General features: G+C 53.0%; 20 protein-coding genes and 1 pseudogene. 10 read left to right on the top strand and 11 right to left on the bottom strand.

The genetic code is table 11. The annotated features are described in order from the left end of the window. Window positions 1-12: 12 nt before the first annotated feature. Together OGX75_RS14130 and OGX75_RS14125 are read right to left on the bottom strand one after the other, a co-directional pair. Window positions 13-696: a fimbria/pilus chaperone family protein gene (locus OGX75_RS14130; protein WP_012133912.1), complete on the bottom strand. Its 684-nt coding sequence runs from the start codon at window positions 694-696 to the stop codon at window positions 13-15. A 73-nt stretch (window positions 697-769) separates the two neighbouring features. Further along, a complete protein-coding gene (locus OGX75_RS14125; protein WP_286450883.1) occupies window positions 770-1,477 on the bottom strand; it encodes a DUF1120 domain-containing protein in 708 nt (235 codons plus the stop codon). Between the two features lie 642 nt (window positions 1,478-2,119). Here OGX75_RS14125 and fdnG point away from each other — a divergent pair. Genes fdnG through fdhE form a run of 4 tightly spaced genes read left to right on the top strand, consistent with a single transcriptional unit; the run spans window position 2,120 to window position 7,643 of the window. Beyond that, window positions 2,120-5,170 carry a formate dehydrogenase-N subunit alpha gene (fdnG, locus tag OGX75_RS14120; RefSeq protein WP_081353215.1) on the top strand — a complete coding sequence of 1,017 codons (3,051 nt, stop codon included), beginning with the start codon at window positions 2,120-2,122 and terminating at the stop codon, window positions 5,168-5,170. A 12-nt stretch (window positions 5,171-5,182) separates the two neighbouring features. Further along, window positions 5,183-6,085: a formate dehydrogenase O subunit beta gene (gene fdoH / locus OGX75_RS14115; protein WP_012133916.1), complete on the top strand. Its 903-nt coding sequence runs from the start codon at window positions 5,183-5,185 to the stop codon at window positions 6,083-6,085. Beyond that, window positions 6,082-6,717, top strand: a complete 636-nt coding sequence (gene fdoI, locus OGX75_RS14110; RefSeq protein WP_049011887.1) for a formate dehydrogenase cytochrome b556 subunit — start codon at window positions 6,082-6,084, stop codon at window positions 6,715-6,717. Before fdoH ends, fdoI begins: the two co-directional genes overlap by 4 nt. After that, window positions 6,714-7,643: a formate dehydrogenase accessory protein FdhE gene (gene fdhE / locus OGX75_RS14105; RefSeq protein WP_047459875.1), complete on the top strand. Its 930-nt coding sequence runs from the start codon at window positions 6,714-6,716 to the stop codon at window positions 7,641-7,643. Before fdoI ends, fdhE begins: the two co-directional genes overlap by 4 nt. 36 nt (window positions 7,644-7,679) lie before the next feature. Here fdhE and OGX75_RS14100 read toward each other — a convergent pair whose 3' ends face one another. Then, entirely contained in the window at window positions 7,680-8,054 is a 375-nt protein-coding gene (locus OGX75_RS14100) for a type II toxin-antitoxin system VapC family toxin (protein WP_012133919.1), read from the bottom strand. Beyond that, a complete protein-coding gene (locus OGX75_RS14095) occupies window positions 8,054-8,296 on the bottom strand; it encodes a ribbon-helix-helix domain-containing protein (protein ID WP_286450893.1) in 243 nt (80 codons plus the stop codon). Before OGX75_RS14095 ends, OGX75_RS14100 begins: the two co-directional genes overlap by 1 nt. A 204-nt stretch (window positions 8,297-8,500) precedes the next feature. Here OGX75_RS14095 and OGX75_RS14090 point away from each other — a divergent pair, with 204 nt between their 5' ends. Then, window positions 8,501-9,430, top strand: coding sequence for an alpha/beta hydrolase (locus OGX75_RS14090; RefSeq protein WP_286450882.1), 930 nt, complete (start codon window positions 8,501-8,503; stop codon window positions 9,428-9,430). Between the two features lie 29 nt (window positions 9,431-9,459). Further along, window positions 9,460-9,669, top strand: a pseudogene (locus OGX75_RS14085) (helix-turn-helix domain-containing protein); the annotation flags it as partial. A 21-nt stretch (window positions 9,670-9,690) separates the two neighbouring features. On the opposite strand, the gene fabY reads toward OGX75_RS14085, so the two are convergent. The 7 genes from fabY to OGX75_RS14050 form a co-directional block, all read right to left on the bottom strand. Further along, window positions 9,691-10,632 carry a fatty acid biosynthesis protein FabY gene (gene fabY, locus OGX75_RS14080; RefSeq protein WP_199972378.1) on the bottom strand — a complete coding sequence of 314 codons (942 nt, stop codon included), beginning with the start codon at window positions 10,630-10,632 and terminating at the stop codon, window positions 9,691-9,693. A gap of 44 nt (window positions 10,633-10,676) precedes the next feature. After that, window positions 10,677-11,114, bottom strand: coding sequence for a D-aminoacyl-tRNA deacylase (gene dtd / locus OGX75_RS14075; RefSeq protein WP_286450881.1), 438 nt, complete (start codon window positions 11,112-11,114; stop codon window positions 10,677-10,679). Continuing rightward, window positions 11,111-11,983: a virulence factor BrkB family protein gene (locus tag OGX75_RS14070; RefSeq protein WP_286450880.1), complete on the bottom strand. Its 873-nt coding sequence runs from the start codon at window positions 11,981-11,983 to the stop codon at window positions 11,111-11,113. Before OGX75_RS14070 ends, dtd begins: the two co-directional genes overlap by 4 nt. Continuing rightward, a complete protein-coding gene (gene yihX / locus OGX75_RS14065) occupies window positions 11,977-12,576 on the bottom strand; it encodes a glucose-1-phosphatase (RefSeq protein ID WP_286450879.1) in 600 nt (199 codons plus the stop codon). Before yihX ends, OGX75_RS14070 begins: the two co-directional genes overlap by 7 nt. A 206-nt stretch (window positions 12,577-12,782) precedes the next feature. Next, complete coding sequence (locus OGX75_RS14060) at window positions 12,783-15,497, bottom strand: autotransporter outer membrane beta-barrel domain-containing protein (protein WP_286450878.1); 2,715 nt, start codon at window positions 15,495-15,497, stop codon at window positions 12,783-12,785. A gap of 436 nt (window positions 15,498-15,933) precedes the next feature. After that, complete coding sequence (locus OGX75_RS14055; protein ID WP_012133927.1) at window positions 15,934-16,737, bottom strand: DeoR/GlpR family DNA-binding transcription regulator; 804 nt, start codon at window positions 16,735-16,737, stop codon at window positions 15,934-15,936. A gap of 32 nt (window positions 16,738-16,769) precedes the next feature. Next, window positions 16,770-17,666: a sugar kinase gene (locus tag OGX75_RS14050; protein ID WP_114848728.1), complete on the bottom strand. Its 897-nt coding sequence runs from the start codon at window positions 17,664-17,666 to the stop codon at window positions 16,770-16,772. A 166-nt stretch (window positions 17,667-17,832) separates the two neighbouring features. Here OGX75_RS14050 and yihU point away from each other — a divergent pair, with 166 nt between their 5' ends. The 4 genes from yihU (at window position 17,833) to OGX75_RS14030 (ending at window position 23,022) form a co-directional block, all read left to right on the top strand. Next, on the top strand, window positions 17,833-18,729 hold the full coding sequence (yihU, locus tag OGX75_RS14045) for a sulfolactaldehyde 3-reductase (protein ID WP_024130674.1): 897 nt from the start codon (window positions 17,833-17,835) through the stop codon (window positions 18,727-18,729). 22 nt (window positions 18,730-18,751) lie between these two features. Then, window positions 18,752-19,630, top strand: coding sequence for a sulfofructosephosphate aldolase (yihT, locus tag OGX75_RS14040; protein ID WP_114848727.1), 879 nt, complete (start codon window positions 18,752-18,754; stop codon window positions 19,628-19,630). A gap of 15 nt (window positions 19,631-19,645) precedes the next feature. Continuing rightward, on the top strand, window positions 19,646-20,887 hold the full coding sequence (gene yihS, locus OGX75_RS14035) for a sulfoquinovose isomerase (protein WP_047459905.1): 1,242 nt from the start codon (window positions 19,646-19,648) through the stop codon (window positions 20,885-20,887). 110 nt (window positions 20,888-20,997) lie between these two features. Beyond that, complete coding sequence (locus OGX75_RS14030) at window positions 20,998-23,022, top strand: alpha-glucosidase (protein ID WP_115615286.1); 2,025 nt, start codon at window positions 20,998-21,000, stop codon at window positions 23,020-23,022. Window positions 23,023-23,060: the final 38 nt, after the last annotated feature.

Raw genomic sequence — 23,060 nt, 5'->3', positions numbered from 1 at the left:
AACTGAGATTAATTATTTTATTTCTGCAACAAAACTCTTCGCCTTATAGCCATAGCGCGTAGCAGGATACATTTCGATATTTTTATCCAGTGCGGATAATGTGGTCGAGGCATGGGCACTTATTGTTTCACCCGGCAGAATATAAGCCTTTGGTAAATCAGCGTGCGCGCCTGATGGCAATAATTTTACTTTCTGCTCCAGACGGATAACATAAGGCGTTTTATTTTCCACGCTGAGTTTTCCGCCGCGCATATGCCACTGGAGATCTTTCCACGGCTCCATATTCACGTCTAAACCCGAAGGATGAATAATGACGGGAAGGTTTTGGCTAAAGACCACTTTAACTTTGTTTTTATCCCGTTGCGGGATGGTCGTAAAAATAACGCGCTTCAAATGCTCAACTTTTAACGGCTCCGCGCTATTTTTAAGAACGAATCGCACACGTTGCGTCTTACCGGCATCAACACGCGTAACGGGTTGCGTGACAATCAGACCAGGCTGAGGATCGTCTGGAAGATTGACGATTTTGGTATACAAGAGCTGGGCATCAGCATCGGTGTTTTTGACATCCATACTGCCGCCTTGCTCTTCTTCATTAATCAGCAGCAGCGACGTGTCGGGCACCATCCCGGCAGCCAGACAGTTAAATGACGCCAATAAACAGGCGCAGATTAATGTTTTCTTGAAGGAAAGCATAATATTAGTCCATTAATATTCATAACTGCTCCCCATAGTAATATGGGGAGCATCTACGATACGTGCAGTGTAATTACAGGTATACCAGCTCTACGGTGGTTAAGCCGTCAAGCGTCGCTTCATCGGTAATTTGCAGATCGTCTGTCGGGTTGATAATCGCGGACACACCGACGTTAAAGTTGACTTTTGTTTGCGGTTCTGGCGCAGAAGCCGAGCTTTTACCAAAGCTGTAAACCTCGCTGTTATTATTTATGATCTGCATATAGCTGTTGCCTGCTTTTGTTCCCCAGGTAGTGCCGTCATTTGCTGAGAAATAGGCAACCAGGTTATCGCCATTGCCGTTAGTCAGCGTTCCTGAATCAATCTGAATACCCAGCGCATATGCCCCAATTTTCTGGCTACCGTACAGCCCCAGGCCAAAAAGATAATTAGCAGAAGAAATGAAATCAGTCGATGCGAAATTAATGGCATAACCGGTGGTCGGTGCAGAAGCGCTATGCATATCAGTAAAAGAAACGCCGACACGCGTATCTCCTTCACAGGTAATGGCGACTGGCACGGTTTTAATGTCAGGCAGCGCGGTTGGCGCAGTTGAATTTAATGACGCCACTTTGATGGTGCCAAAATCAGCGATACCGCCGCCGCTTGGGAATGACGGAATACAGGAAGCAGGAACAATTTTCCCTGATACTTTAATATCAACGCTCGGTGCCGCCATAACGGAAGAAGCCGTCAGCGCCAGCACAGACACCATCAGGCTTTTTTTAAAAAAAACATTCATTTTTATTTCCTTATAAAAGAAGCCACTTTATATAATGATGACCTCTGCATATTTCAAAAAATTGACATGACACCAACATACAATATTGGTTGGCGAAATTTATCATTTGTCAAAAAACCATACAATCGAAAGATTATTTTTAAGAATTTATTCCAGGAAAATCCTCAAAGGAAATCCTTATATATATTCACCAAACATATACAATGATTCATATAAAAGATTAAATCCCGTTATTGTATAAATAATAAATATTATCTACCGCCAGAAAAGTCGATCCATCCAGAACTACCGATAAAGAATGCTGATACCTCATCTCTTTTCGAACAACAACACAATTATTTAACATAGTGATGATTACGCAGCGAAATTTATTAACTCCAAAGTATTAGTTCCTGCTTTTTCGGTTGCAAAGATCGTCAGTCATTATGCATCAATGTGATAAACATCACATTTTCATGTTGCCATCATGAAAACTCATTCACTTTTATTTAACCGCAACAGAACACACCTACCAACATTATGGTATCCTGAGTTATATCCCTCCCGGAACTGAGGGAATGCGCAAATTCTTCCCTTTGCGGCCGGTTTCATGGTGGTCCGCAAAGTAAAACTACATAGCAATGTCGAAACAAGGAGCAAACCATGCAGGTCAGCAGAAGGCAGTTCTTTAAGATCTGCGCTGGCGGTATGGCAGGCACCACGGCGGCGGCACTGGGTTTCGCACCCAGCGTAGCGCTAGCGGAAACACGGCAATATAAATTGCTGCGCACCCGCGAAACCCGTAACACCTGCACTTACTGTTCCGTTGGTTGTGGGCTGTTAATGTACAGCCTCGGCGACGGTGCAAAAAACGCCAAAGCATCTATCTTCCACATCGAGGGCGATCCGGATCATCCGGTCAGCCGTGGCGCGCTTTGCCCGAAAGGGGCCGGTCTGGTGGACTTCATTCACTCCGAAAGCCGCCTGAAATACCCGGAATACCGCGCGCCAGGTTCAGATAAATGGCAGCAAATCAGTTGGGATGAGGCATTTGACCGCATCGCCAAACTGATGAAAGAGGACCGCGACGCCAACTACGTTGCGCAGAACGCCGAAGGCGTGACCGTTAACCGCTGGCTCTCAACCGGGATGCTGTGCGCTTCCGCATCCAGTAACGAAACCGGCTATTTAACGCAAAAATTCTCCCGCGCGCTCGGTATGCTCGCGGTCGACAACCAGGCGCGTGTCTGACACGGACCAACGGTAGCAAGTCTTGCTCCAACATTTGGTCGCGGTGCGATGACCAACCACTGGGTCGACATGAAGAACGCCAACCTCATCGTGGTGATGGGCGGTAACGCCGCTGAAGCCCACCCGGTAGGGTTCCGTTGGGCGATGGAAGCTAAAATTCACAACGGCGCGAAGCTGATTGTGATTGATCCTCGCTTCACGCGTACGGCGTCGGTGGCCGATTTCTATGCCCCTATCCGTTCCGGTACTGACATTGCCTTCCTGTCAGGCGTACTGCTGTACCTGCTGAACAATGAAAAATACAACCGCGAATACACCGAAGCCTATACCAACGCCAGCCTGATCGTGCGTGAAGATTTTGGCTTCGAAGATGGCCTGTTTACGGGCTATGACGCGGATAAACGCAAGTACGACAAAACCAGTTGGGCCTACGAACTGGATGAAAATGGCTTCGCTAAACGCGATACCACGCTGCAACATCCTCGCTGCGTGTGGAACCTGCTCAAGCAGCACGTTTCCCGCTATACGCCGGAGGTGGTGGAAAATATCTGCGGCACGCCGAAAGCCGATTTCCTGAAAGTATGCGAATACATTGCGGAAACCAGCGTCAAAGATAAAACCGCGTCGTTCCTGTATGCCCTCGGCTGGACGCAGCACTCCATCGGCGCGCAAAACATCCGCACGATGGCGATGATCCAACTGTTGCTCGGCAACATGGGGATGGCTGGCGGCGGCGTCAACGCGCTGCGCGGTCACTCCAACATTCAGGGGCTGACTGACTTAGGGTTGCTGTCGCAAAGCCTGACGGGTTACATGACGCTGCCCAGCGAAAAACAGACCGACCTGCAAACCTACCTTGCCGCCAACACGCCAAAACCGCTGCTGGAAGGTCAGGTCAACTACTGGAGCAACTACCCGAAATTCTTCGTTTCTATGATGAAAGCCTTCTTTGGCGATAACGCGACGAAGGACAACGACTGGGGCTTCGACTGGTTGCCGAAGTGGGACAAAGGGTACGACGTCCTGCAATACTTCGAGATGATGAACGAAGGCAAGGTCAATGGCTATCTCTGCCAGGGCTTTAACCCGGTCGCCTCATTCCCGAACAAAAACAAAGTGGTTGCGTCACTCTCTAAACTGAAGTTCCTGGTGACTATCGACCCGCTCAATACCGAAACGTCCACCTTCTGGCAAAACCACGGTGAGTCGAACGATGTTGATCCGTCGAAAATCCAGACCGAAGTGTTCCGTCTGCCGTCAACCTGCTTCGCCGAAGAGAACGGCTCTATCGTCAACTCCGGCCGCTGGCTGCAATGGCACTGGAAAGGCGCGGACGCCCCCGGCGACGCCGTAACCGACGGCGAGATCCTGGCCGGTATCTTCTTACGCCTGCGTAAGATGTACGCCGAGCAAGGCGGCGCGAACCCGGAACAGGTGCTGAATATGACCTGGAACTACTCCACGCCGCATGAACCGTCTTCGGAAGAAGTGGCGATGGAAAGTAACGGTAAGGCGCTGGCCGATCTTATCGACCCGGCAACGGGGGCGGTGATCGTGAAGAAAGGCCAACAGCTCAGCTCGTTCGCCCAGCTACGTGACGATGGCACCACGTCCAGCGGATGCTGGATTTTCGCCGGTAGCTGGACGCCGGAAGGCAACCAGATGGCGCGCCGCGATAACTCCGATCCGTCAGGCCTCGGCAATACGCTGGGGTGGGCATGGGCATGGCCGCTGAACCGCCGCATTCTGTATAACCGCGCCTCCGCCGATCCACAGGGCAACCCGTGGGATCCGAAGCGCCAAATCCTGAAATGGGACGGTGCGAAATGGGGCGGGATGGATATCCCGGACTACAGCGCCGCTGCGCCGGGTAGCAACGTCGGGCCGTTCATCATGCAGCCGGAAGGGATGGGTCGCCTGTTCGCGCTCGACAAGATGGCGGAAGGGCCGTTCCCGGAACACTACGAGCCGTTTGAAACGCCGCTGGGGACGAACCCGCTGCACCCGAACGTTATCTCCAACCCTGCCGCCCGTATCTTTAAAGGCGACGCAGAGGCGTTGGGTAAAGCCGATAAGTTCCCTTACGTCGGAACAACTTACCGTCTGACCGAGCACTTCCACTACTGGACCAAACACGCGCTGCTTAACGCTATCGCGCAGCCGGAACAGTTTGTGGAGATCGGCGAGAAGCTGGCGAACAAGCTCGGCATCGCGCATGGCGATACCGTAAAAGTCTCCTCCAACCGTGGCTATATCAAAGCCAAGGCGGTAGTGACCAAGCGCATTCGCACGCTGAAAGCAGACGGCAAGGATATCGATACCATCGGTATTCCTATTCATTGGGGCTACGAAGGGGTGGCGAAAAAAGGCTTTATCGCCAATACGCTCACGCCATTCGTCGGTGATGCGAACACGCAGACGCCGGAGTTCAAGTCCTTCCTGGTGAATGTGGAAAAGGTGTAACGGAGACGACCTATGGCTTATCAATCGCAAGACATCATTCGTCGTTCCGCGACTAACGGTTTCACTCCCGCGCCACAGGCGCGGGATCACCAGCAAGAGGTGGCGAAGCTTATCGACGTCACCACCTGTATTGGCTGTAAAGCCTGTCAGGTGGCCTGTTCGGAATGGAACGACATCCGTGATGAAGTGGGCAGCAACATCGGGGTGTACGACAACCCGGCTGATCTGACCGCAAAATCCTGGACGGTGATGCGCTTCTCGGAAGTGGAGCAAGACGACAAACTGGAATGGCTTATCCGTAAGGATGGCTGTATGCACTGCGCCGATCCGGGCTGCCTGAAGGCATGTCCGGCAGAAGGGGCTATCATTCAGTATGCCAACGGCATTGTCGACTTCCAGTCTGAACAGTGCATCGGCTGCGGCTACTGCATCGCCGGTTGTCCGTTCGATGTGCCGCGCCTCAACCCGGACGACAACCGCGTTTATAAATGTACGCTGTGCGTTGACCGCGTGGTGGTGGGGCAAGAACCGGCCTGCGTGAAGACCTGTCCGACTGGTGCTATCCACTTTGGTTCCAAAGAGGCGATGAAAACGCTGGCAGGCGAACGTGTGGCTGAGCTGAAAACCCGTGGTTACGACAATGCAGGTCTGTACGATCCGGCAGGCGTCGGCGGTACTCACGTCATGTACGTGCTGCACCATGCCGACAAACCGAATCTGTACCACGGTCTGCCGGAAAACCCGGAAATCAGCGCGACGGTGAAATTCTGGAAAGGCATCTGGAAACCTCTCGCAGCGGTCGGCTTTGCTGCGACCTTTGCGGCCAGCATCTTCCACTATGTCGGTGTCGGCCCGAACCGTGCAGATGAGGAAGAAGACAATCTGCATGAAGAGAAAGACGAGGTGCGCAAATGAAACGACGTGACACCATCGTGCGCTATACGGCGCCGGAACGCATCAACCACTGGGTAACCGCCTTCTGTTTCGTACTGGCGGCGGTGAGCGGACTGGGCTTTTTGTTCCCGTCCTTCAACTGGCTGATGCATATCATGGGCACCCCACAGCTGGCGCGCATTGTGCACCCGTTCGTGGGCGTGATCATGTTCGCCTCATTCATCATCATGTTTTTCCGTTACTGGCACCACAATCTAATCAATCGGGATGATATCTTTTGGGCGAAGAATATTCGTAAGATCGTCGTCAACGAGGAAGTCGGCGACACCGGACGTTATAACTTCGGCCAGAAATGCGTATTCTGGGCGGCGATTATTTTCCTGGTCCTGTTGCTGGTCAGCGGAGTGATCATCTGGCGTCCGTATTTTGCGCCTGCTTTCTCAATCCCGGTGATCCGATTCGCGTTAATGCTGCATTCATTTGCCGCAGTAGCGTTAATTGTGGTTATCATGGTGCACATTTACGCCGCCCTCTGGGTGAAAGGCACCATTACCGCGATGGTGGAGGGATGGGTAACCCGGTCATGGGCGAAGAAACATCACCCGCGCTGGTACCGTGAAGTCCGCCAGAAACAGGAAAAGTCATCTGAATGAGTATTCGCATAATCCCGCAAGATGAGCTGGAGAAGAGCGAGAAACGTACGGCGGATATGATTCCGCCGTTATTGTTCCCCCGGCTCAAAAATTTGTATAACCGCCGCGCCGAGCGTCTGCGCGAGCTGGCCGAAAACAACCCGCTGGGCGATTACCTGCGCTTTGCCGCGCTGATCGCACATGCCCAGGAAGTGGTGCTGTACGACCATCCGCTGGAGATGGATCTGACCGCGCGCATCAAAGAAGCGAACGCGCAGGGCAAACCGCCGCTGGATATTCACGTTTTACCGCGCGATAAGCACTGGCAGAAACTGCTGCATTCGCTGATTGCTGAGCTGAAACCGGAGATGAGCGGCCCCGCGCTGGCGGTAATCGAAAATCTGGAGAAGGCTTCGGAACAGGAACTGGAGCAAATGGCGAGCGCGCTGTTTGAATCCGATTTTGCCTCCGTCAGCAGTGATAAGGCCCCGTTTATCTGGGCGGCGCTGTCGCTCTATTGGGCGCAAATGGCCAGCCTGATCCCCGGTAAAGCCCGTGCGGAGTACGGCGAACAGCGTCAGTATTGCCCGGTATGCGGCTCAATGCCGGTTTCCAGCATGGTGCAAATCGGCACCACGCAGGGTCTGCGTTACCTGCACTGCAACCTGTGCGAAACCGAGTGGCATGTGGTGCGCGTCAAATGCAGCAACTGCGAGCAGAGTCGCGATCTGCACTACTGGTCGCTGGATAACGAACAGGCGTCGATTAAAGCAGAAAGCTGTGGTGACTGCGGTACTTACCTGAAAATTCTGTATCAGGAAAAAGACCCGAAAGTGGAAGCCGTCGCCGACGATCTCGCCTCACTGGTGCTGGACGCGCGCATGGAGCAAGAGGGCTTTGCCCGCAGCTCCATCAACCCGTTCCTGTTCCCGGGCGAAGGGGAGTAATTCTGACGTCAGGTCGGGTGGCGCGTGCCGCCCGGCTTATAAATGGTAAGGCGTAATGACTCCCGGAATCCCCGCGAAGTCCTTTGTATTGCGCGTCACGAGCGCAAAACGATGAATGTGCGCTGTAGCCAGAATAACCGCATCCGGCAACTTCATCCCGTATTCCTGCCTGAGACTGACACTTCTTTCGGCAATATCCTGTGAAACGCCGATAACGTTAAAAGCGCTCAATGCTATACGTGTGCGGGATTCCTGATGGTACTTTTTTGCCCCTACCATCACTTCCATCCAGGTAATGAGACTAATGGCATTCTGGGGTGAGTAAGCTTCGAGAGCCTTCTTCGCTTCACCACGCCCGCTAAATAAATCAATGAGAATATTGGTGTCAAACAACACCGGACCTTTAATCATCACCACTCCTCGCGAAGCTTCCTTTCGTATTCAACGCCATCTTCTTCGCAACCTTGCCAGAGCCCCATCGCATCGGAAATAGTGGTTTCGGCTTGTCCCTGCCTTTCCAGGTATTGTTCAACTGCTTCGCGTAATAGCTCTGCTCGCGGAAGATTACGCTGTTGTTTGAGGTCATCAAGCCGCTTGATAACCTCATCTGATAAATCAAGTAATATTCTGCCCATTTCCATCCCAGCCATCATACTCATATATACCTCCAGTATATCATTGGCGATTAATTTTCAAACAACATACACCGATGAAAGACCAGAAAAAAGACTTTATGAGCGCGATTTTTGCTTTTACGAGCCGCTTTCCAGAATTGCAACCTCGTCAGCACTCCCCGTTTCTTTTCGCTAAAAACCAAGTTATAACGCTGTATATCCATACAGATAAAGGGAGTAAAAATGGCACTGGAAAGCGGTATTGCACAGCTGGTTGAGGCGTTTATCGCTGCGGGTCGCCCCTCTTCACGGGCGCAAGATATTGATGATCGGAGGGCTGGCTATATCGCCAGTACAGTACTTGCCGGAGAGACAGAAATGCGTGTACAGGTTGACGATATTGAAATTGATGCAATGACATTTCGCGTGGTTTCGCCACTGGCCTCTTCTGAAACGCTGCCCTGCGTTATCTACTATCATGGCGGCTGCTTCGTCAGCGGCGGGTTTGCTACACATGATAACCAACTGCGACAACTGGCGTACCACAGCGGTTGCCGGATTATTGCGGTACAGTATCGCCTTGCCCCTGAGCATACTTTCCCGGCCGCGCATGACGATGCTGAAAAAGGGGCAAACATTATCTGGAATCATGCTGAAGAGCTTGGCATCGATCGCAAGCGTATTACCCTTGCTGGCGACAGCGCTGGTGGACACCTGGCACTGGTCACCGCATTACGCCTGAAGCAGGCAAATCACTGGCAACCCGTACAGCTTGTGCTTATCTACCCCATGCTTGACGCAACCGCAGGGTTTAACAGCTACACCCGTCATGGTCTGGATTACATCATCACCCGAGATACGCTGCTTTCCGGCTATGAGATGTACTTACAGCAGACTGACCGTCAACATCCTGAAGTTAGTCCTCTCTGGCGGGATGATTTCAGCACTCTGCCGCCAGTACATATTATTACGGCAGAATTTGACCCACTTTGCGATGAGGGTGAAGCACTTTATCAACGGCTCACGGAACAGGGCGTTGATTGTACCTGCCAACGCTACCTCGGCGTGATTCATGGATTTTTCCAGTTGGGCGGCGTTAGCCATGCCGCACGAAATGTAATGCGGGATATCGCCTGGCGTATTGGAAACCCATCTACAGGGACGATTTATTAATATCCACTTTTGTTTTCATCTTGAAAACATACCGTAGGACATTGTCGTTGATAGAGTTTCTGGTTGACCGTAACGATCTGGAAAACCCGTTGTTTGAGCTGCTATCTGCCCGCATCCGTGATTACGAAAAGCACGCGCCAGAGTTCAGAGCACTCAATCAATGCCTGGATGACCGTCGCTCATATAAAAGCGCTCTCTCTGAGCGCTTTAAACTTCCTGCTGAAGCCTTTATCGAATAAAGGAGGATTACCCCCTTTATCCTACTCTTCCTCGTTGCCGCCCTCTTCATAGGGGCCAAACGGTTTTGCCGGCAATACGATATAGATACCTTCAAAAACTGCGCCTGACGTCTCGTCGCCAAACAACTCCACTTGCAGCTGCACGCGTGCTTTACGGCCTCGCGCCAGCCTGTCCAGATCGCCGCTCAACGACCCCAGATCGGCAATTGCGCTGGGTTTGCCGCTGATGGGCCTGCTGTAGCGAATATGCGCATCGGCGAGAATAATCGTACCGCCCAGATGACGCTCGCGCAGCATGAGCCAGATCAGCCCCCAGCCGGTAAGCGTCGCCAGTGAAAACAAACTCCCGGCAAACAACGTGTGGTGCGGATTCTGATTGCCCATTTCAGGCATGGTCGTAATAAATTTCTGACCAGTGTACTGCTGAATGCGCACCCCCATTTTTTCACTTAACGGGATGTGCTCATACCAGGCCTGCTGAAGCTGCCCACACCAGTCGCCACGGTGCAAAATGTCATCCAGCGTCGCAACCGGTTTAATCATCAGAAAATGGCGAACCGGCGTGGTTTGTGGGGTCGTGATTTCCCCTTGATTCACAAAGCCAAGTTTGGCGAAGAACGCTACCGCATCTTCACGGGCGCTACAGGTGACGCGTTTTACCCCTTCCTGACGCGCTACAGACTCCAGAGTCATCGCCATCAACGTTCCCAGCCCTTTATCCTGAACAGACGGTTCAACGGCCATGAAACGAATAGAGGCTTCGTTATCCGCATTGATATACAAACGCCCTACCGCAACCAGGTTCCCCTCTTCATCCACCACCATTTGATGATGCGCCATCGCATCCCAGGCATCGCGTTCGGAACCTTTCGGCTGGTGGAGCGGTTTGCGCAGCATTTCCCAGCGAAACTGGTAGTAACGCGCTAATTCTTCTTCTGTTTGCGGTACTCGAAGGTGATACATAGCTGTACTCTCTCTTGTTACCCGCGGCCACGCCGGAAGCTGGCTCATACCTGTAGCCAGAACGTTACGGGGCCATCATTGACCAGCGAGACCTGCATATCGGCAGCGAAACGTCCGGTTTGCGTGTTCATTTCCTGTTGGCGGCAGCACTCAACAAAGTATTCATACAGCGCTTCGGCGCGATCCGGCACGGCGCCTCTTGAGAAGCCCGGTCGCATACCGCGTTCGGTATCGGCGGCCAGCGTAAATTGCGACACCACCAGCACGCTTCCCCCCGCCTGTTGCACGTTGAGATTCATCTTGCCTTCGGCATCGCTAAAAATTCGATAACCGAGCACGCGCTCGCACAGACGATTCGCTTTCTGTTCGTCATCATCCCTTTCGACACCTAATAACACTAAAAGTCCCTGGCCGATTTCACCCGTCACCTCGCCCTCCACGGTGACGCTGGCACGGGTTACGCGCTGAATTAATGCAATCATGATTGGTCTGCTTCTTCTTGTTCTGCGGCTTGTTTGAGTTTGCGGTATTCCCCGAGAGTGACAGTTATTTCGGCACCAAGCAAGACGATACACCATGTCCAGTACACCCAGACAAACAAAATGGGGATAACCGCCAGCACGCCGTAAATCAACTGATATGACGGGAACATGGTGATATAAAGCGCGAATCCTTTCTTTCCTGCTTCGAACAGTACCGCTGCGACAAAAGCGCCGACGACGGCATCGCGGTTTGGTACGCGCGTGGTCGGCACAATGCTGTACAGCAGCCAGAACGAAATCCAGGAGAGAATTAGAGGGAATACCCTCAGGACGTTATCGATAACCGTGTTGAGCTCGCTGGCCCAGCGCAGAGAAAGCAGATAGGAGCTGATCGCCAGGCTGGCGCCCGCCAGCAGTGGCCCCAGGGTCAGAATCATCCAGTAAACGGCAAAGGAATACACCTTTGGACGCGTGCGTTTGCTACGCCAGATGGTGTTCAGGGCGCTGTCGATGGCATACATCAGCAACAGCGCCGTGACGATCAGTCCACAAGAGCCTACCGCCGTCATTTTGTTGGAATTTGCGACGAACTGCTCAATATAACGCTGAATAACATCTCCCGTCGCCGGGATGAAGTTAGCAAAAATAAAATGGCGTAACTGGAGGCTGACATCGGAAAACATGGGAAAGGCGGCGAAAAGCGCAAAAACGACGGCGATCAACGGCACTAACGAGAGCAACGAGACATAGGCCAGGTTCCCCGCCAGGGTGGTCATATTGTCCTCGTCAATGCGCTGCCACAACAGTTTAAGCCAGGCCCTGACTGGACGCGTATGATGCCTGGCTTTTTGATGCACGTTTTTTAGCATAACAACTTCGCGAAATAATTCGGGATGGTCGTTTTATCCGTCACCAGAATACTGCTGATCCCCAACTGGTTAGCCCCTTCTATATTATCGGCGTTGTCGTCAAAAAAGACCGTATCGGCAGCGGAAAAACCTTCTGTCTGCAAAACATGCTGGTAAATCCGCACCTCAGGTTTACGCATGCCCAATTCCTGGGACAGATAAATATGATTGGCAGCCTGGCGAACTTCAGGGTATTCATCTGGCCAGAAGGTCGTATGCAGACGGTTGGTATTAGACAATACGACGACACGATGCCCCTGCTCGCGAAGCTTATGCATGATGTCGATAACCTCGGGCCGTAATGCGACAAATACCGCCTGCCAGCCGTGGGAAAATTGCTCATAGCTCAGCGGCAACGCCATCTCATGGCACAATGCTTCTGCGAAGGCTTCATCAGTGATCTCCCCCCGCTCATGCTGATGAAACGCCTCTCCCATCGTAAAACTTTGCTTCAACGAAGCCAGCGGGACACGGCTCAGGTCACTCCATGCACCTAACACGCGGTTGAAGTCGATATCGACAATCACATTACCTAAATCAAAGATATAGAGCATGATCCTCTCCTTGCAAGCCGTGGATGAATAACTGTAGCGGGAAAGCAGGAGTTTGACTATGCGCCGGACAGGGAAAAAATCGACTAACGCAAACGGAAAAAAGGCGATGCAATGCATCGCCTTAACACTTTTCGCCGGATGGCGGCTTTGCCTTATCCGGCCTACAAAACAGTCCGTAGGCCCGGTAAGCTATCTGCCATTATGGTTCAGAAACTGTATTTCACCCCCAACATCGCTGCGGTATCGCTGTAACTGTTGTCGCCTACCTGCTGAGCTACATTCCCCCACACCTGCAAACGCGGGTTAATTTGCCCTTCCACACCAACTTTCAACTCACCAATATTTTTGGTGCCGCTGATTTCATCCCGGATCGCCCCCATCTGGACGCTCTGGTTATGGGTATTGTGGAGCCAGTTTGCTTCAACAAACGGCTGAAACTCGCGGTCTTTGCCGTCATCAATGGCGTTATGGCCTTTCAGGTATGCACGCACACCGAGTCGGGTCATCAGGTTGCCGTCAGTTTTGTCTTTCACCTGAGTGCCGTTGCTTTCACGGTGCGAGTCAGCCTGCACGTCCATCCAGATCACCTGGGCTTTTGGCTGGAGCCAGTAACTCGTACGCTCGCTTTCGCCTATCAGGAAGGTGTATCCCCCTTCGATGGATGCCGTGATACCGTCAGATTTGTATTTTTCACTGGCAAGATGGTCACCCTGCACGGTGTTATCAAACCAGTTATAGAGCACCCAGCTATCCAGATACGTCCCGGTTTTATCCGCTTCATTCGCATACCACGTCGCATACAACCCCGCGCTGTAGCCGTTCACATGACCGCGTGAAGCGTAGCCATTATGGGTGTTATGCGTTTTACTTTTCTGATTGGCGTAACCTGCCATCACACCCAGATGCCAGCGGTCGAGACCATCGCTGTTCCACTGCGCCAGGTCGCCGCCAATCTGCAATACATAGCGATTAGCCTGCGTTTTCAGCTGCTTGCTGCCATCAGTAAAGCGCATATGACCACCTACGTTACGCATCCACATGCTGGTCACTTTCTGCTCGCCCGTTAATATGTCGGTGTACTGGGTTTCACCCAGGCGATCGTGCAGACGGGTGATAAACAGCGTATTAGCGGCATAGTTGTTCGCCAGATAGCTACCAAATTCAGGGCGGTATTGATGTTCACCAGGTTCAGGCGCTGGCGGCAGCGGCGGCTCTGGTGGCGCAGGGGGATCAACAGGATCGACCGGTCCTGGCGGCGTTGGTGGTTCCACGGGATCAACCGGCCCTGGTGGTGCCGGCGGGTCCACCGGGTCAACCGGTCCCGGCGGTGTTGGTGGATCGACCGGGTCCGGGTTTTCTGGTTCCGGCTCCGGCTCAGGTTCTGGTTCTGGCTCCACCGGGCTTAGCTGGCTGGTGAGATACCAGTTACTGGCATTTTTCACCACGTCATAGTCATAGCCGCCCGCCACAATACGTCCGGCTTTGGTGAACGTTCCGTCGGAAACGCCCTCAACGTCCACAATCTCAATGCCGTTAAGGGTCAGATCGCCCACACCGCCGATGTTATTGATGCCTACGTTGGTATTGCCGGAGGTATCCCCTTTGACGATCAGTTTATCGGTAAAAGAGTCATCGCCTTCAAGCACGGTGTTCAACACCAGTAACGCATCTGTGCCGGTGTGGTTGCCCATCACAGTCAGGGTTTTAAAGGTACTTTCGTCATCGCGGGACACGCCGTCTGCTCTATAACGCAATGTGGCCTGGTTCAGCGTCAGAGTAGAGACCACAGAGTTCCCGGTCATCGTCCATTCGCTGTTAGCACCGTTTATATCCAGATCCAGCGTACCATGGTAGTTCGCGTTACTATTTTGTTGTGAAGAATCCGTTTGCCCCACAAAACGGCTCCCCTCTTCCATCCGCAGATCCATCGTACCGCCGTAATATGCGCGTAAATTTCCTTCAATGTCGTATACGCCAGAGCCAGCACTATCGGTAGCATAATCCCACGAGCGAACCAACGCCTGTGAACCATAGGCGTAAATGGCATAAGCGCCGCTATCAGTAACCTGAATTTTACTATCACCGCTAAGGTTCACCGTTGCAGAATCAGTAGATGAATACGCATAAACGCCATGTGCGCTCACGCCGGAGGTTTTCAAATCCACATTATTAAGGTTTATTAACCCCTTACGGGCCACATATACCGCATGAGCACTACGCCCTGACGTCGCGACTGATGCGGTGCCATTAACCGTAATACTCGCATCGCCTTTTGCTGTACCTGTAAATTGCGCGGGATCTCTACCTGCATAGATCCCGTATCCCGTATTCGCACCACCAGGACCACGGGTAACAATATCAGTATCACCATGGATAATTATTGATGACTGGGCGTTGTCTTTATTCGCAGACGCATTGGCGCGTAGCCCCATTCCATTTTCAGCATCAACCGTTACATCACCATTGACTTCAACAATTGAATAATCAGCCTGTAATTCGCGACCAATATTTATTCCATCAGCACTACTTCCTGTTGCGGTAATATAGATATTATCTGCGACCAGTTTACCGCCTGCATTTTTAGAGTGGATTCCATCTGCTGCGGTGCCTGTTGTATTGATAACCAAATTTTTAAATTTATAGCCAATGTTATCAATATAGACACCCCAGCCAGTTAATCCTGAAGTGGTTCCTTCTGAGGTAGTATCAATACGGACTTCATCAAATCCACTGTAATCCCTTGCAGCTCCTCCGAGCGGATTACCATAGTGATATATAGTTGTATTGTCACAAAATAGTTGTGCGGTAGACGTGTAACTACATCCTGCTACAGCCTGCCCGCTCAACGCCAGTGCACTGGCGATACAGAGCGCAAGCTTTGCCGGGATCGGCGTTTTTTGAATAAGACGAGAAGATTTCATGAGAGCCACCTTTTCCGTAAGGCTTTTTTATTCGGATAAAAGCATCAAAGACGCGTGCATAAGATATTTATAAAAGGCGAAATCCATCCGCTCATCTTTAAATAATTAAAGAGTCAGAGTTCAAAGGCGTAATGAATTGTCACCTTAGCAGAATAAATACAAGTATTCATTTAATCTGTCAATGTACGGCAGGGGCCCATGAGATAACAGTAAATAAAATGCACCTTATTTATTTGCATTATTCTTAATGACTATTTTTATAAAATAAAAGCATCTCCGGCAGGAAAATAAATGCCTTATAAAACAACAGCTATCAGGGTAACAATAAGCAGGTGGCTTTTATTTTAAGATTTTTATATCACCACCAGGATGATTATATATTTAGCAAAAAGGTGAAAAAGAACCGTCTAAAAAGACGGTTCTGTTTATAACCCCTTCAGACTGACGTTGCGTCATCCTGGCCTGGGCTAACCTGGACAATCTCAACCTGCTGTGACTGAAGCAGGTTATGCAATGCCGGGCCAGGGTACTCATCAGTAAACAGCGCCGTTACCTGCGACACGTTGCCAATCTCTACCGCTGCGGAAGCATGGTATTTCGTATGATCGGCAGCAAGGAGGATATGCCGGGAGTGAGCCATCATGGTTTTCACCACGCTGGCTTCATTGACGTCAAACTCCAGCAACGCGCCATCGCTTTCTATCGCGCCGACGCTGGTGACAAGATAGTCCGCACGAAACCCCGCCACAAACGCCGTCGCAGAAGGGCCGATAATGCCGCTGTTATGCGGGCGAAGCGTTCCGCCGGGCACCATCACTTCAAAACGCGGATTATTGTACAGAATATGCGCCACACGCAGGCTGTTAGTGATAATTCGCAGATGATTGTGGTTTAACAGCGCCCGCGCTACCTGCTCAACGGTCGTACCAATGGTGATAAAGACCGTGGAGCCGTCTGGAATATAGTCCGCCACCGCTTCCGCGATGGCTTTTTTCTCTTCCGTCCAGGAGACTTCTCGCTGCTCAAAGGCGGTATTCACAACGCTGGAAGCCCGTCCCGCGCCACCGTGATGACGCGTAATCAATCCCTGATCGCTCAGTTTGCGGATATCGCGACGCACGGTCTGCGTGGACACATCCAGCAGGCCAGCCAGTTCGTCAATATTCATGTAACCGCGCTCGCCAATCAGCGCCAGCAACTGATCATGCCGTGGGTTACCGGTCAGTTCAGTAAGACTCATGCAAATTCCTCGAAAAACCATTGCCTTACATTTTATACAAAAAGTGACAGAAAAGATCGGGTTTGATCACAGTCAGGGATTCCAGCACGCCCGCCTGGTCGGGTGCATTTCAATGCGGCCACGCCGCTGGCAAACCTGACGGCCTCTTCGACTGGCGCTCCGCCCGCCAGGCTAAAGGCGAGCGCACCGTGAAAAACATCCCCCGCGCCGGTGGTGTCAACCACCTCTACCGGGAATCCGGGTTGATGCCGAAAGACATTATCGTCTAACCAGTCGCATCCTTCACTGCCGCGCGTGACATAGACATGTCCATTTGTGAGCATTTGTGATTTTTTTAACGCGCTTACGGTATCCTGTATTCCCGTCAGGCGCGTCAGACCCGGTTCAGAGAAGGCGGCATGATCGCTTAACGCCACCAGCTCGCTGATGTCCTGTGGCGTCACATCTCCATCCAGAACCGTCATGACTCCGGCCCGGCGCGCCAGCGTGAACGCCCGTTTCGCCCCTTCATGCCAGCGAACATCCGCCAGCACCACATCCCATTGAGAAAAGTCGATCTCATTAAGCCAGTCAGCGTCATGCAATAAATCCGGGCTGGGATAATTGACGATAATCCGCTCCCCTTTCGCATCGACGATGACCGCAGACTGTGAGGACTTCGCCCCCGCGTAACGCCGGGTATAGCGGGTATTTACCCCCAGGGATTCCAGCTCCGCCAGCAGGCTGTTTCCGGTGTCGTCATCTCCCACACGCCCAATAAAGTCCACCTGCGCCCCCAGTTTCGCCGCAGCCACTGCGGCAGTTGCAGCAGGCCCGCCGCCCACTTCCGTATAACGTTTCGCCACATATTTACCTCCTTCAGTCGGTAAACCTTCAACGTAATAGATGCGATCCATCACGGTGATACCCACACAAGCAACACGAATCATGGTCATTCCTTAAGCATTTCGGGATGCGATTATTTTAATTTCGCAAAATGTTTAAAAAGTGACGGCTGTCAATTTTTTGACCATAAATTACAAATACGATCAAAAACAGACAAAATCAGCGTCACACAAGTGACAAAAAATGACATCCACGTTTCAGGAGAACGATATGGCAGTGATTGCATTTGTCGGATTAGGCCAGATGGGTTCGCCCATGGCGAGTAATTTGCTCAAGCAGGGCCATCAGCTCAGCGTCTTTGATGTGAACCCCGACGCCATACAGACCCTGGTGGAAAAAGGCGCTCGTCCTGCCAGCAGCCCGGCGCAGGCGGCGAAAGAGGCCGAGTTTGTCATCACAATGCTGCCTAATGGCGATCTCGTTCGCAGCGTGTTATTCGGCGATCAAGGCGTTTGCGAAGGCTTGTCACAGGACGCGCTGGTGATCGATATGTCCACCATCCATCCGCTACAGACGGACAAACTTATCGCAGATATGCGCGCCAGAGGGTTCAGCATGATGGATGTCCCGGTCGGTCGAACGTCCGATCACGCCATTGCGGGGACGTTGCTATTACTGGCAGGCGGCAGCGCAGAACAGGTGGAGCGCGCAACGCCGGTACTGATGGCGATGGGCAATGAATTGATTAACGCTGGCGGCCCCGGCATGGGGATTCGCGTAAAGCTTATCAATAACTATATGAGCATCGCGCTGAATGCGCTTTCTGCCGAAGCCGCCGCGTTATGCGAAGCGCTGGGCCTCTCCTTCGACGTCGCGTTAAAAGTGATGAGCGGAACCCCGGCAGGCAAAGGCCACTTCACCACCTCCTGGCCCAACAAAGTGCTGAAAGGCGACCTTTCTCCCTCCTTCATGATCGATCTGGCGCACAAAGACCTGGGGATTGCGCTGGATGTTGCCAACCAACTGCATGTGCCGATGCCGCTCGGCGCCGCATCCCGTGAAGTTTATAACCAGGCTCGCGCCGCCGGTCGTGGCCGGGAAGACTGGACAGCCATTCTCGAACAGGTGCGTAACAGCGCCGGATTACCGAACAAATTCAAAATGTAACGACTGAATAAAGGAAAACTGAATGAACAACTACACCATCAAAGACATTACGCGCGCATCCGGCGGCTTTGCCATGCTGGCGGTCGATCAGCGTGAAGCGATGCGCTTAATGTTTGCAGCTGCTGGTGCGAAGTCTCCTGTTGCCGACAGCGTACTGACGGATTTCAAAGTGAATGCCGCAAAAGTGCTGTCTCCTTATGCCTCCGCCATTCTGATTGACCAACAGTTCTGTTACCGCCAGGTGATGGAGCAAAACGCGATTGCGAAAAACTGCGCCATGATCGTCGCCGCCGATGCGTTCATCCCCGGCAATGGCATTCCTGTCGATAGCGTCGTCATTGATAAAAAAATCAATCCACAAGCGATAAAGCAAGATGGCGGTAAAGCGCTAAAACTGCTGGTGCTCTGGCGCAGCGATGAAGACGCCCAACAGCGTCTTGATATGGTCAAAGAATTTAATGAGATGTGCCACAGCAATGGTCTGGTGAGCATTATCGAACCGGTTGTGCGCCCACCTCGCCGTGGCGATAAGTTCGACCGCGAACAGGCCATCATTGATGCCGCAAAAGAGTTGGGCGACAGCGGCGCGGATCTCTACAAAGTTGAAATGCCGCTGTACGGCAAAGGCGCGCAGCACGACCTTCTCGCCGCGTCACAGCGCCTGAACGAGCATATCAATATGCCGTGGGTCATCCTCTCCTCCGGTATTGATGAAAAATTGTTCCCTCGGGCGGTCAGAGTCGCAATGACCGCGGGCGCATCCGGTTTTCTGGCGGGTCGCGCCGTCTGGTCATCGGTGATTGGCCTGCCGGATACCGAACTGATGCTGCGTGATATTTCTGTGCCTAAGTTGCAGCGTTTGGGTGAGATCGTCGACGAAATGATGGCCCGCCGTCGTTAATGTGAGGATGAAAGCATGAAATGGTTTAACACGTTGAGCCACAACCGCTGGCTGGAGCAAGAAACCGATCGCATTTTTGACTTTGGGAAAAAATCCGCAGTACCTACCGGTTTCGGCTGGCTGGGAAACCAGGGACAGATCAGAGCGGAGATGGGTACGCACCTGTGGATTACCGCCCGTATGCTGCACGTTTATTCCGTTGCCGCATCGATGGGCCGTCCGGGCGCATATCAGTTAGTCGACCATGGTATTAACGCGCTGAACGGCGCGTTACGCGATCGGCGCTACGGCGGCTGGTATGCCTGTGTAAACGATGAAGGCGTGATGGACGCCTCCAAACAGGGATATCAGCATTTCTTCGTCCTGTTAGGGGCGGCAAGCGCCGTCACCACGGGCCATCCACAGGCCAGAAAACTGCTGGATGACGCGATCGAGGTCATCGAAAAATACTTCTGGAGCGAAGAGGAGCAAATGTGCCTGGAGTCCTGGGACGAAGCCTTCAGCCAGACCGAAGATTACCGTGGCGGCAACGCCAACATGCATGCCGTAGAGGCTTTTTTGATCGTGTACGACGTGACCCACGATCGTAAATGGCTCGACCGCGCGCTGCGCATCGCCTCCGTCATTATTCACGATGTGGCCCGCAACGGCGACTACCGCGTCAACGAGCACTTCGATGCGCAGTGGAACCCCATCCGCGATTACAACAAAGATAACCCTGCCCACCGTTTCCGCGCTTACGGCGGCACGCCGGGGCATTGGATCGAGTGGGGTCGCCTGATGCTGCACCTGCATGCGGCCCTGGAAGCGCGTTTTGAAACTCCTCCCGCCTGGCTGCTGGAAGATGCCAAAGGGTTATTCCACGCCACCCTTCGCGACGCCTGGGCGCCCGATGGCGCAGACGGCTTCGTCTACTCCGTGGACTGGGACGGCAAACCGATTGTACGTGAAAGAGTGCGCTGGCCGATTGTGGAAGCAATGGGCACCGCTTACGCCCTGTATACCCTCACCGGCGATAGCCAATACGAAGCCTGGTATCAGAAGTGGTGGGATTACTGCATCACTTATCTGATGGACTACGAGAACGGTTCGTGGTGGCAGGAGCTGGATACCAATAACCAGGTGACCACCAAAGTGTGGGACGGCAAGCAGGATATTTACCACCTGCTGCACTGCCTGGTGATCCCGCGCCTGCCGCTGGCGCCGGGGCTGGCACCCGCCGTTGCTGCGGGCCTGCTGGATAGCAACGCGAAATAACAATATGACATGCCGGATGGCGACGTTAAGGCGTCTTATCCGGCCGACGAGCGCCGTGCTAACCGTAGGCAAGAGCGCTGCCGTCCGGCAACATTGAGGATAGAAAACTTATGCATACCCTACACAATATCACCCTGACAACAACCGATGACGGCTTCACCCTGAGCTGGCAAGATCGTCTGCTGCTATCCCACAGCGCAGAAAATCCCTGCCTGTGGATCGGCGCCGGCGTCGCCGATATCGACATGTTTCGCGGTAATTTCAGCATAAAAGATAAGCTGAATGAGAAAATCGCGCTGACTGACGCAACGATAAGCCAGTCCCCGGATGGCTGGTTGATCCATTTCAATCGCGGCGATGCCATCAGCGCGGCGTTACACATCGCCACCGATGAGGCGGGCCGCCTGACGCTGAAACTGCAAAACAGCGCTCTTACCCATAACCGCATCTGGTTACGCCTGGCCGCCCAGCCAGAAGATCACATCTATGGCTGCGGCGAACAGTTCTCTTATTTCGATTTGCGCGGCAAGCCTTTCCCGCTCTGGACCAGCGAACAAGGCGTCGGGCGTAACAAAAACAGCTATGTCACCTGGCAGGCGGACTGCAAAGAAAACGCGGGCGGGGATTACTACTGGACCTTTTTCCCACAGCCCACTTTTGTCAGCACGCAAAAGTACTACTGCCACGTCGATAACAGCTGCTACATGAATTTCGACTTTAGCGCGCCGGAATACCATGAACTGGCGCTATGGGAAGACAACGCCACCCTGCGTTTTGAATGCGCCGACAGCTACATCGCCCTGCTGGAAAAATTGACGGCGCTGTTAGGCCGCCAGCCGGTGTTGCCGGACTGGGTTTACGACGGCGTGACGCTCGGCATTCAGGGCGGCACCGACGTCTGCCAGCAGAAGCTGGACACCATGCGCAACGCAGGCGTGAAGGTGAATGGCATCTGGGCGCAGGACTGGTCCGGCATCCGCATGACCTCTTTCGGCAAACGCGTGATGTGGAACTGGAAGTGGAACAGCGACAACTATCCGCAACTGGATACCCGTATCAAGCAGTGGCAAGAAGAAGGCGTGCAGTTCCTCTCCTACATCAATCCTTACGTCGCCAGCGATAAAGATCTTTGCGCCGAAGCAGCCAGACACGGTTATCTGGCAAAAGACGCTGCGGGCGATGACTATCTGGTTGAGTTCGGCGAGTTTTATGGCGGCGTCGTGGATTTGACCAATCCTGAAGCCTATGACTGGTTCAAGAATGTCATCAAGAAAAACATGATTGAGCTGGGTTGCGGCGGCTGGATGGCGGATTTCGGGGAATACCTGCCAACCGACACTTACCTGCATAACGGCGTCAGCGCGGAAATTATGCATAACGCCTGGCCGGCGCTGTGGGCGAAATGTAACTACGAAGCGCTACAAGAGACCGGCAAGCTGGGCGAGATCCTGTTCTTTATGCGTGCGGGTTATACCGGCAGCCAGAAATACTCCACCATGATGTGGGCGGGCGATCAGAACGTCGACTGGAGTCTGGACGACGGTCTCGCCTCCGTGGTGCCTGCCGCATTGTCGCTGGCGATGACGGGTCACGGTCTGCATCACAGCGATATTGGCGGTTATACCACCCTGTTCGACATGAAGCGCAGCAAAGAGCTGCTGCTGCGCTGGTGTGACTTCAGCGCCTTCACCCCGATGATGCGTACCCACGAAGGGAACCGCCCCGGCGATAACTGGCAGTTTGATGGCGACGCGGAAACCATCGCCCACTTTGCCCGTATGACAACCGTCTTTACCACCCTGAAACCGTATCTCAAACAGGCGGTGGCGCAGAACGCCAGAACCGGTCTGCCGGTCATGCGCCCGCTGTTCTTGCACTACGAGGACGATGCGCAGACCTACACCCTGAAGTATCAGTATCTGCTGGGTCGCGACCTGCTGGTTGCGCCGGTCCACGAACAAGGACGCCGCGACTGGACGCTATATCTGCCTGAGGATAACTGGATCAACGCGTGGACGGGCGAAACGCTTCGCGGCGGCGAGATTACCGTGGACGCGCCGCTCGGCAAGCCTCCGGTCTTTTACCGTGCAGAGAGCGAGTGGGCATCTCTGTTTGCCTCTTTACGCACTATCTAATACGGCTCGCCCGTGGGGAAACTCACGGGCATATGGAG

Source organism: Citrobacter sp. CK199, assembly GCF_030333285.1.
Classification (GTDB): Bacteria; Pseudomonadota; Gammaproteobacteria; order Enterobacterales; family Enterobacteriaceae; genus Citrobacter_B; species Citrobacter_B koseri.
This window is presented reverse-complemented; position numbering and strand designations above follow the sequence as displayed.